Here is a 12,302-nt window from a genome sequence, read left to right as displayed (position 1 = left end):
TTTAGTTTAGAAATAAATTAAGAATATATCGTAATGACAAAATATATTTATTCTCCGCTAATCACTAACGAAATAATCATTAATGATAAAGAGAAAATCACAAGGAATTAAAAATATGTCAAATAAACAATTACACACAAGAACCCCAACCGTGGTAGTTCTTGATAACCGCGGATCAACAATCCGTGAAATTAACTATTGTCGTCATCCCGATGCAATTAACCAAACCGATGAGCGTATTACGCGCCATCACTTTCATGCTCGCGGTTATTTAGAACGCAGTATTGATGCAAGATTGTATGAAACACAACAGTCAGACTCAACTATTCAACCAAATATCCAGCAAACAGTGAGTTTAGGTGGATTATTGTCTGCAATTAAAAGTGTAGATAGTGGTAATAGTTTCAATATCAGTGATATTGAAAATAAAAAAGTGATGGATATTAATGGGTTGGGGTTAGTGACTGAATATCACTATACAAAGCCAGAATTTGTTTCACAACTTATTGCGATTATGGAGTCTTCCCCGACGTCCAAACAGATATTAAAAGAGCGCTTTACTTGGGGTGAGGCTGATAATAAAAATATTGCCAATAACTCCGTCGGTAAATGTACTCATCATGACTTTCTTGCTGGAAGAACGGAATATGGTGCTTATGCCTTAACAGGGCAAAGTTTAATTGAATTACGGTTTATCACTGCTAATGCTAATACCGTTAAAATACCCGCGCATTCCCAATATCAAACACGCAATATTTATGATGCTACAGGCCAATTATTAAAACAAATTGATGCTTCGGGGCATGAGCGTGAATGGCAATATGATAGAGCGGGTTTTTTAAAACAAAGTAGCGTGCAATTACACAGTGATAAAAAACAACTCGTGATTAAAGCGATCAATTACTCGGCAGCAGGGCAAAAATTACGCGTTGAGCACGGTAATGGGATAGTGACAACGTATGAGTACGAAGCTGAAACTCAGCGCTTGCTGCATGTCAAAACCCAGCGTCCTCAAGGGCATGTTTTGGGTGCGAAGATCATGCAAGATCTGCGCTATGAGTATGATCCTGTCGGCAATATTATTTGTCTTAAAAATGATGCTGAAGCGACTCGCTACTGGCGTAATCAGAAAATCGTGCCTGAAAATCGTTATGTGTATGACTCCCTGTATCAATTAGTGAGTGCAACAGGGCGTGAATCTGCCAATCAACAAACGCCCGCGTTAACACAATCTCGGTCTGTGACGACCTTAGTGAAAGATGCACAAAGTTATACCAATTATACCCGTTTATATACTTATGACAGCGGTGGTAACTTAGTCCAACTTCGCCATCTATCAGGAATAGCACAACAGAGTTTTACCCAGAATATCTGTGTCTCCAATAAAACCAATCGGGCATTACTTGAAACACAACAGGTGGCTATCGAACAGATTGATCAGCAATTTGATGCTTTAGGTAATCAAAAACATTTATCAACGGGCGATGCATTACAGTGGGATCTTCGCGGTACATTGGCACAAGTGAATAAGAGAGGGAATTCAGAACACTATGTTTATGCAAGCGCATCTCAACGATTAATGAAACAACAGGTACAGAGATTATCAGAGCGGCACATTATCACGGAAACCCGCTATTTACCGAATTTAGAAATATGGCAATCAACGCAGGGAGGGCATCTTACCGAACATCGAGAGGTGGTTGATATAACAGGAAATGTGAGAGCCTTATGCTGGAAAGTGGGCTTACCGAAAGGGATTAAGAATAACCAACTGCGTTATAGCAATGATGATGGTGTGGGCAATAGTGGATTAGAAACCGATGGCCAAGGGCAATTAGTCAGTTATGAAGAGTATTACCCTTATGGGGGTACTGCGATTTGGTCGAGCGAAAATGCGGTAGAAGCCAATTACAAAACCATTCGTTATTCAGGCAAAGAAAAAGACGCGACAGGCATGTATTACTACGGTTATCGTTATTATCAACCGTGGATTGGTCGTTGGTTAAGTGCCGATCCGGCAGGTACGGTGGATGGGCTGAATTTATACCGCATGGTGCGCAATAACCCAGTGACATTGCGTGATCCTGATGGGCGGGCACCTACTCCTACAAGTGAACATTTTATCAATAGATTACCGACTTCATTTCATAAAATAAAAACAGATGAATGGGGGGAATCGATTATTCAACAGGCTGAAACTTGGAATCAAGAAGATTTACTCGACTTTAAAAGAGAAACTCATTATGCAGTCAGTAAGTTAGGCCGGCATTTTTCGCTCTATTCAACTCCTGATCATCCATCAAAACAACTTATTGTTAATGCTCATGGTGGTTTTAACTTAAACAGTGCAACTGTTCGAATACCGGATAGAATGACATTGGAATTCTTAAATCCACACAGAACTTATTTAATAGATCCTGGGCTTGATAACATCGTAGTAGATAAGAGTCTTACGTTATTTTCCATTTCCAATCGTTATCTAAAATTACATAATCGATTCGCAATTGAATCAATGGAATTGTTGGGAATAAGGACAGTAACAGGCGCGTATAACGATATAATTTGGAAAGAAATTAAACCGTATAATAAAATGAATTGGAAAGTAGCAGGAAATGATAGGAACGGGGTAATTAATATTACAAATTATGAATTAACCACATATGAGAATGAGACACCCGACACAATAAGTAATGCATTGGCTGCCAATCGAGCAATTACGCAAACAAATCAAGAACAAACAGTAAGAACGGATATTGTCACAGTAAGTGATACGATCACTTCTGATGGGTTCTCTTTTCCTTCAATTACGACAATAGGAAGGCTTTTCAATGATTTAAAGGCAAATAATATTAAATATGACAATATTGTCTGCGAATTTTGTCGTGGCAAAGATGACAGGCCCAATATGGACTATATTCCTAAGCTACAGAGACTAGAATAATCTTATTGTAACGCTCTTAATAATACTTAGAGGCTAAGAACCAAGTACGATTAAATTAATCACGAGGTATTTAGCCTAGAAATAAATTAATAATATATCGTAATGAAAAAATATATTTATTCGCCGTTAATCACTAATGAAATAATCATTAATGATAAAGAGAAAATCACAAGGAATTAAAAATATGTCAAATAAACAATTACACACAAGAACCCCAACCGTGGTAGTTCTTGATAACCGCGGATCAACAATCCGTGAAATTAACTATTGTCGTCATCCCGATGCAATTAACCAAACCGATGAGCGTATTACGCGCCATCACTTTCATGCTCGCGGTTATTTAGAACGCAGTATTGATGCAAGATTGTATGAAACACAACAGTCAGACTCAACTATTCAACCAAATATCCAGCAAACAGTGAGTTTAGGTGGATTATTGTCTGCAATTAAAAGTGTAGATAGTGGTAATAGTTTCAATATCAGTGATATTGAAAATAAAAAAGTGATGGATATTAATGGGTTGGGGTTAGTGACTGAATATCACTATACAAAGCCAGAATTTGTTTCACAACTTATTGCGATTATGGAGTCTTCCCCGACGTCCAAACAGATATTAAAAGAGCGCTTTACTTGGGGTGAGGCTGATAATAAAAATATTGCCAATAACTCCGTCGGTAAATGTACTCATCATGACTTTCTTGCTGGAAGAACGGAATATGGTGCTTATGCCTTAACAGGGCAAAGTTTAATTGAATTACGGTTTATCACTGCTAATGCTAATACCGTTAAAATACCCGCGCATTCCCAATATCAAACACGCAATATTTATGATGCTACAGGCCAATTATTAAAACAAATTGATGCTTCAGGGCATGAGCGTGAATGGCAATATGATAGAGCGGGTTTTTTAAAACAAAGTAGCGTGCAATTACACAGTGATAAAAAACAACTCGTGATTAAAGCGATCAATTACTCGGCAGCAGGGCAAAAATTACGCGTTGAGCACGGTAATGGGATAGTGACAACGTATGAGTACGAAGCTGAAACTCAGCGCTTACTGCATGTCAAAACCCAGCGTCCTCAAGGCCATGTTTTGGGTGCGAAGATCATGCAAGATCTGCGCTATGAGTATGATCCTGTCGGCAATATTATTTGTCTTAAAAATGATGCTGAAGCGACTCGCTACTGGCGTAATCAGAAAATCGTGCCTGAAAATCGTTATGTGTATGACTCCCTGTATCAATTAGTGAGTGCAACAGGGCGTGAATCTGCAAACCAAAAAACCCCTGCTTCAATGCAATCTCAACAAATTACTACGCGGGTGAAAGATACACAAAGTTATACCAATTATACCCGTTTATATACCTATGACAGCGGTGGTAACTTAGTCCAACTTCGCCATCTATCGGGAATAGCACAACAGAGTTTTACCCAGAATATCTGTGTCTCCAATAAAACCAATCGGGCATTACTTGAAACACAACAGGTGGCTATCGAACAGATTGATCAGCAATTTGATGCTTTAGGTAATCAGAAACATTTATCAACGGGCGATGCATTACAGTGGGATCTTCGCGGTACATTGGCACAAGTGAATAAGAGAGGGAATTCAGAACACTATGTTTATGCAAGCGCATCTCAACGATTAATGAAACAACAGGTACAGAGATTATCAGAGCGGCATATTATCACGGAAACTCACTATTTACCGAATTTAGAAATATGGCAATCAACGCAGGGGGGGCATCTTACCGAACATCGAGAGGTGGTTGATATAACAGGAAATGTGAGAGCCTTATGCTGGAAAGTGGGCTTACCGAAAGGGATTAAGAATAACCAACTGCGTTATAGCTATGATGATGGTGTGGGCAACAGTGGATTAGAAACCGATGGTCAAGGGCAATTAGTCAGTTATGAAGAGTATTACCCTTATGGTGGTACTGCGATTTGGTCGAGCGAAAATGCGGTAGAAGCCAATTACAAAACCATTCGTTATTCAGGTAAAGAAAAAGACGCAACAGGGCTTTATTACTACGGTTATCGTTATTATCAGCCGTGGATTGGTCATTGGTTAAGTGCCGATCCGGCAGGTACTATTGATGGGCTGAATTTATACCGCATGGTGCGTAATAACCCTGTGACATTGCGTGATCCTGATGGATTAGCACCATTAAGAACTATCGATAATTTATCAAAAGAGGATCTGAAGGATATAAAAAAATCAATAAGTGAGATGAAGAATTCGACGAGAGTAATATTATCGGATAATGAAAAAATCCATCAAAAATCGAGAGGGTTTGCGGAGGTTCAGGCTAAGTATCACGAGGAATTTGCTTCCCATAAAGGATTACCTGTATCAATTTTGGATGAGGAAGACAAAGGAATAATACGACTTTACAGCAGAAATCAAATTCCCTTTAATAGCTATCTGAAACAAGGGATTAGCATAGATAGTGGTATTAATGGCAATGCTAAAAAACTTGAGAACGCATTAAGTAAAATGGCAAATGCAACGGAAATAAGCTACAGAGGATACGGAATACCGAAAGGTGCATGGGACAATCTTTCTCCAGGCGAGTTAGTCACTAATGATGTATTTATGTCTACAAGTTTATCTATCAGTTATGCCAAAATCTTTACCGAGCGATTTTCACAAGGTAGGGAAGGAGTAATGCTCAAAGTAATGGGAAGGACAGGGAAAAACATTTCATTGCTATCACGCTTTCAGGGAGAAAATGGAGAATCGGAAATACTGTTCTCTCCAAACAGTACTTTTAATATTATGGCTATAAAAAAACATCGGAAAATTAACTATGCTATCGTTCGTGAAGTTAAAAATAATCCTGACCAAAAACGCAGTATATATGATGGGCGATTATTACAGCCTCCTATTCATGAATCTGCATGGACGCCGATGTCATAGGTACTGATTTACCTGTAGCTGGATACGGTGATTACGTAAGCCCGATCCTAAAGATGGGCTACCTGTAGTGGCTTGCAACTTCGCGCTAAGTGAAAATAAAAATTTTTACTTAGGCAGGCATAGAACGTCCAGTTTGGGTAAACCCAAAACAAACAACCCAGAGAGACAGAAATTTTGTCTCATTTGGGTTGTTTTTATCTTATACCGATGATTTGAATTTTTTTAATAAAATAAAATAAAATAAAATAAAATAAAATAAAGTATTAAAAATAATTTAATTTATTATTTCTATGATTGATAGTTATTTAATAAATATTAAATAGCAGTGTTAGTCCCATTTTAATATTAAATTAAATCGCGATATTGCTCACAAATATTCATAAGTGTATTTTTAATTGTTTATTTTTGACTAATATCTAATGTGATTGACATAATCATTATATTTTAAAAAATTTTAATAATTATTGAGGCTTTATTATGAAGAAAAATAAAATTATGGTATTTACTGCAACGTTATTATTATCATCAGCTGGTTTTATTTCAACAGCGTCAGCGGATGTGACGTTAAAACATGGCTATATAGATAAGCCACCTAGCAGAGCTTTTCTTTGTTCATCCAAAGGCAACAACTTAAATAAAAACTGTGGCGATATACAATATGAGCCACAATCTGTTGAAGGCCCTAAGGGATTTCCTGAGGCGGGGCCTAAAGATGGCGAAATTGCGAGCGGAGGAAATGCTAAATTTTCTCAATTAAATCAACAAGGAGCCGACCGTTGGCATAAAGTTGATATAGAAAGCGGAGAATATACCTTTAAATGGACATTAACAGCCCCACATAGTACAGCATCATGGCGGTTTTTTATTACTAAACCGGGGTGGGATGTCAATAAACCTCTTACTCGAGATGATTTTGATTTAACCCCTTTTTGTCAGCGATTTGATAATGGAACAGTACCAATGAAAACAGTAGAATTAAACTGCAATATACCAAAAAGAACGGGGTATCAAGTTATTTTAGGAGTTTGGGATATTGCAGATACAGGGAATGCATTTTATCAAGTCATTGATGCCGAATTTAAAAAATAATCAATTTAATTGAAATGGTTATTTACTATCAATACTAGTATTGGTCTTATCTTATTATATTTAAAATATAAACAAGTTTAAATTTTAAATATAAATTTGAGATATAAGTTAAGATTAGTGCTTGTTTATTGATTAAATAAAAATAATCGCTATTTATTATCGCTATTTAATTAATAGCGCCTTGATATAGGCGCTATTTTCATTAAATCGACTAGAAATCCATCGCGCACAATGCTACTTTCTACGTTATACCTATAATTATTTAGTTTAAAACCAATATCATTGAGGCGCGATTATGGAAATCTATTTAGATACAGCGGATATCGAAGAAGTCAGAAAACTCTCTCAAGTTCTTCCTATTGCAGGAGTCACCACCAATCCCTCCATTATCGCAAAATCTGCGCAAGATATTGAAATGCTATTGCCTGAATTAAAAGCCGCAATGGGCGGTAAAGGGCGTATATTCGCACAAGTGATTGCCAGTGATGTTGATACCATGATTGAAGAAGCGCTGCGCATTGGAAATATTGCTGATAATACGGTGATTAAAATCCCTGTAACCGAAGCGGGGTTAATTGCTATAAAACAATTGAAACAAAAAAATATGCTGGTATTAGGTACTGCGATTTACAGTGTTTCACAAGGCTTAATGGCGGCATTAGCGGGCGCAGATTATATTGCCCCTTATGTGCATCGCATGGATAGACAAGGTTCTGATGGTGTAAGAGTGGTTAAAGAGTTACAAACGCTGATCACCATGCATAATTTACCGACAAAAATCCTAGCGGCAAGTTTTAAAACGCCACGCCAAGTTGTCGATTGTTTATTAGCAGGTGCTTCTGCGGTAACACTGCCAGTTGAACTTGCTTATTCAATTATTCATTCGCCAGTTGTGGATGATGCAGTGAATAAGTTTGCAGATGATTGGCAAAGCACTTTTGAACGTCGATTATTATAAATTTTATTTATAATAAAGAACTATTCCGCGCTATTGAAAAATAATAGCGCTTTTCTATTGTTAGTTTGGTGATAATCTTTGAAAGAATGATAAAACAACGTGTTTAATTAATCGGCTATTTTAAAAGATAAATTCACTATTAAAAATAGTAACAGTATATATCGCTATTATAAGGCGAGATATATAGTAATATTATCTATTGTTATTTATTTTAATAACTTATTTACACTACCTAAGTTTATTTTAGTAATATAATTGGTTGATTAAGTTTAATGGGTTAAAAAATAAGTGATAATAGAATATTGAATCATTTTGATAGCAATACTCTTTAGTTTTTCTAATGTGTTATTGTGATATTCACTTATGGCTAGCAGATGAAGGGAAATCTAATTATTGATTTATATCTAATTATAAGTCACCTTTCTGGTAATCTAAATTTAAATCTATTACTATAATCTTAGTCTAGAAATGGATTAATAATACAATCTGAAATTTTTATTTTACCATTATAAATTAATGTTATTTATCAATTGGTTATTAGTTTATTATATTAAGCTTTAATTTCGTTATTATTTTATAATGGATTTTTAATCCTTTTTTATTCAATTTATTTTTTATTGTTTATAAAATTAATAGTAAAATATCGAGTTGTAAAAAACGTGTTAATTAAAGAGTTTGGTTGTTAATGTAAAACTAAATATTATATTTAAATATAGTTTTAATTACCAAAATTAACAGGGAAAACTGATACTCCGCGGTGCAATAAAAATTAACATATACAGTTATTATCTTTATTTTGAGATAAATAACCTTTTATTGGTAATACTGGAGTAAATATGTGTGAAGAATACATGAATAAACCTCTATATTTGTTAATCGCAGACTGGGTGCAAGAACAGGAGCGTTGGGTTAGCGCAAAAGAGATTGCTAAGAATTTCGATATTCCTCAGTGTAATGCCATTAATATTGTTTCTTACATTCTTTCTGATGTACGAGAAATTGAATGTGAAACCAAGAGTGTTCCTAATCAGCTTGAGGGGAGAGGATGCCAATGCCAGCGTATGATTAAAGTCAGTCATATCGATCCTCAGCTTTATTCTCGTTTGAAAGGCCATCTTCAAACCAAGAATAGCCCAAGCTCACCTGAAAAAATGGCAGATATGATCCCTCATGGATTAAATCATGAGCAAAAATGGCAATGGATGCTGTCTAAATCCCAACGTCGGTAACTGTATTGTTTGATTATGGTTCCGCTTAAAAATACGACAGGCACTTATCACGCCTGTCGCTGTTTGTTACAGGCCTTTGGGCTTAACTTCAGTGGTACTTTTTAACCGAGGACGATTAAGTTCGGGCTCTGTTAGTGGTGTGGTTTCTACTAAACTTTGTCGGCAACGAACAGCTAGGTCTTGATATTCACGCGTGTTCATACGCTTCCATTGCATATCTTCGTTGGTAATATCACGCACGTGTTTTGCAGGACTGCCTATCAACATTTGGCGAGGTTGCCCTTGAAAACCTGCTTTTACAAAACTCATTGCCGCAACAATGCTTTCTTCGCCAATCACCGCGCCATCCATAATTACACTGTTCATGCCGACTAAACTATCACGCCCGATAATACAACTATGCAAAATTGCACCATGCCCAATATGCCCATTTTCTCTCACAATGGTATCCAGATCGGTATAACCATGCATAATGCAACCATCTTGAAGGTTAGCGCCAGCTTCAACAATCAAGCGCCCATAATCGCCTCTTAGTGAAGCAAGAGGACCGATATAAACACCTGCGCCAATAATCACATCACCAATTAATACGGCAGAGGGATGCACATAGGCTGTAGGATGAACCACAGGAATAAGATCTTCAAAAGCATAGATACTCATCAGTTTTCCTTTTCATTGTATTATCGATGCTGGTGATAGTTACCGGCCTTTCCATTCGGGTACGCGTTTTTCAGCAAAAGCGAGCGGGCCTTCGGTTGCATCTTCTGAATGTAAGACACTTGGGTAATTTTTTAATACGCCGCTGCGCATTAATTTATAGCCATCCTCAATAGAAAGTTCGCTGGTGGCGCGATAAATCTCTTTTAGTGCAGCAACAGCTAATGGCGCACTATTAGCAATTTGGTCAGCAAGTTCACGTGCACTTTCCATTAAATTTTCACTACTGACAACGCGATTGGCAATACCCCAACGCAGTGCTTCTTCAGCTGTCATGCGGCGTCCTGTCATCAGCATCTCATTGACTATCGCAGGAGGTAGACGTTTTGGTAAACGCAATACGCCACCGCTATCAGGCACGATGCCAAGTTGTGCTTCTGGTAGCGCAAAAGAGGCATTTTCAGCACATACCATCATGTCAGCGGCTAAGGCTAATTCAAAACCGCCACCAAAAGCATAGCCGTTAACTGCCGCAATGACGGGTTTATTGAGATCAAAAAGCTCGGTTAAACCGGCAAAGCCACCCGCACCAAAGTCGGCATCTGGCGCTTCACCTTCTGCTGCTGCTTTTAAATCCCAACCGGCGGAAAAGAAGCGTTCGCCAGCACCAGTGATAATCGCGACACGTAAGCTCGGGTCATCACGAAAACGCAGAAAAACGTCGCCCATTTCATGGCTTGTTTTTGCATCAATCGCATTGGCTTTTGGTCGGTCTAATACAATTTCAAGTACTGGACCTCGGGTTGTAAGATGAAGTGATTGGCTCATATTCTGTTCCTTTTAGTCATCAAAAATAAAAATTTATGATTGAGGTTATTTTTGCTATTTCTGAAACCAACCTATGTAATCAACCTATGTAATACGTCGATGTAACACACCTTATTTCAAATGCTTTTTAATCACTTTTCCTGAACAGTTACGCGGCAAACCGTCTCGAAATTCTACCCACGATGGCACTTTAAATTTCGCCATGTTTTGTTCACAGAAAAGGAAAAATTCTTCTTCACTCAGCGTTTCACCCTCGACAAGCACTACAAATGCCTTAATGGCTTCATCGCGAATATCATCAGGCACACCAATTACCGCAACATCTTGGATTTTAGCGTGCGCAGTAATGATATTTTCGATTTCAACACAAGAGACATTTTCGCCACCGCGTTTGATCATATTGCAACTGCGGTCAACAAAGTAAAAGAAGCCTTCATCATCCCGGTAACCATAATCTCCAGTATGTAACCAACCTTCAGAATCAAAGGCTTTTGCCGTTGCATCAGGGCGGTTGTAATACTCTTTAAATAAGGTTTTTCCGGGTTCGCCTTTTACACAAATCTCACCCACTTTGCCATCTGCGACTTGGTTATTTTGCTTATCTCTAATTTGTGCTTGGTAACAAAAACCGGGTCTACCAATAGAAGGCCAACGGCGTTTATCACCGGGTCTATCGCCGATTAAGCCAACAATAGTTTCGGTCATGCCATAAGAGGTAAGAAGTCGAACATTAAAGCGTTCAAGAAAGGCGTCTTTTTCTTCATCGGCAAGATTAAGGTAAAATATCACCTCACGTAACTGATGTTGTTTTTCTTGGGGAGAAACAGGTTGTGCCATTAAGGTTCTCATCATCATGGGAATGCATTCTGTTACCGTGGCTTGATACTTAAGGATTTGTTTCCAAAAGGCTCTTGCACTGTATTTTTCAAGCAATACAAAAGTGGCACCAACAGAAAATGCAGCTAAAGAGGCTGTGCACTGGCAGTCAATATGAAAAGCAGGCATTACAGTGAGATAAATATCCTCTTCGCGTAATGCGTTTTGCCATGATGAGTAATAACCTGCAAAACGCAGATTATAGTGAGTAATAACAACTCCCTTAGGTTGAGATGTTGTGCCTGAGGTGAAAAGAATTTCAGCAGTATCATCAACGCTTAAAGGCGTGTGATGATTAAGGGTGACAGGATGAACGGCTTTCTGTTTTAAGAAATCAATAACACCTTTTTCAGCAGGAATTTCGTTGTCAGAAATTAAAAATAGTTGCGTTAAAGGAGATTGCTCATCTTGTAGCATAGGTTGATAAATAGGATAAAAATTATCACGAGTAACAACAACGCGGGCTTGGCAATGATTGATTATCCATGCGCTCTCTTCGTGCATAAAACGCGCATTAATCGGGATCATAACAGCGCCGATTTTGGCAAGCCCAAACCAACAAAAGAAAAATTCTGGGCAGTTATCTAGATGTAAGGCAACGTGGTCGCCTTTTTTTATGCCATAGGCATGAAAGAGATTCGCTGTTTTGTTGATCTCTTCATTTAATTCAGCATAGCTAAATTGTCTGACTGCTCCTTGTGCAGATTCAAAAATTAGTGCTGTTTTTTTACCATAAACATCAGCCAAATCATCCCACATTTGACGTAAGTTTTGTCTGCCAATTACATCCATTAAACTGTT

Annotated in this window: 8 protein-coding genes; 5 read left to right on the top strand and 3 right to left on the bottom strand. The window is 37.7% G+C overall.

Going from position 1 to position 12,302, the window contains the following annotated elements; genetic code table 11:
- Nucleotides 1–115: 115 nt before the first annotated feature.
- From PH4a_RS04770 to caiF, 5 genes are all read left to right on the top strand, one after another.
- Entirely contained in the window at nt 116–2,941 is a 2,826-nt protein-coding gene (locus PH4a_RS04770; protein ID WP_164971527.1) for an RHS repeat protein, read from the top strand.
- Between the two features lie 184 nt (nt 2,942–3,125).
- Entirely contained in the window at nt 3,126–5,864 is a 2,739-nt protein-coding gene (locus PH4a_RS04765; protein ID WP_164971526.1) for an RHS repeat-associated core domain-containing protein, read from the top strand.
- Nucleotides 5,865–6,341: 477 nt separating this feature from the next.
- The gene (locus PH4a_RS04760; RefSeq protein WP_129038138.1) at nt 6,342–6,953 is read left to right on the top strand and encodes a lytic polysaccharide monooxygenase; all 612 of its coding nucleotides are present in this window, start codon (nt 6,342–6,344) and stop codon (nt 6,951–6,953) included.
- 295 nt (nt 6,954–7,248) lie between these two features.
- Nucleotides 7,249–7,911: a fructose-6-phosphate aldolase gene (gene fsa / locus PH4a_RS04755; protein WP_064721189.1), complete on the top strand. Its 663-nt coding sequence runs from the start codon at nt 7,249–7,251 to the stop codon at nt 7,909–7,911.
- 836 nt (nt 7,912–8,747) lie between these two features.
- Nucleotides 8,748–9,140, top strand: a complete 393-nt coding sequence (gene caiF / locus PH4a_RS04750) for a carnitine metabolism transcriptional regulator CaiF (RefSeq protein ID WP_064721188.1) — start codon at nt 8,748–8,750, stop codon at nt 9,138–9,140.
- A gap of 66 nt (nt 9,141–9,206) precedes the next feature.
- Here the strand turns inward: caiF and caiE are convergent, their stop codons facing one another.
- From caiE to caiC, 3 genes are all read right to left on the bottom strand, one after another.
- Nucleotides 9,207–9,800, bottom strand: a complete 594-nt coding sequence (gene caiE, locus PH4a_RS04745; protein ID WP_129038135.1) for a carnitine operon protein CaiE — start codon at nt 9,798–9,800, stop codon at nt 9,207–9,209.
- Nucleotides 9,801–9,839: 39 nt separating this feature from the next.
- Nucleotides 9,840–10,625 (bottom strand): crotonobetainyl-CoA hydratase, encoded by a 786-nt coding sequence (caiD, locus tag PH4a_RS04740; protein WP_064721186.1) that lies wholly within the window; start codon nt 10,623–10,625, stop codon nt 9,840–9,842.
- A gap of 111 nt (nt 10,626–10,736) precedes the next feature.
- Nucleotides 10,737–12,293, bottom strand: a complete 1,557-nt coding sequence (gene caiC, locus PH4a_RS04735; RefSeq protein ID WP_129041802.1) for a crotonobetaine/carnitine-CoA ligase — start codon at nt 12,291–12,293, stop codon at nt 10,737–10,739.
- Between the last annotated feature and the right edge of the window lie 9 nt (nt 12,294–12,302).

Source organism: Proteus hauseri (genome assembly GCF_004116975.1).
In the GTDB taxonomy this organism is placed as follows: Bacteria; Pseudomonadota; Gammaproteobacteria; order Enterobacterales; family Enterobacteriaceae; genus Proteus; species Proteus hauseri.
This window is presented reverse-complemented; position numbering and strand designations above follow the sequence as displayed.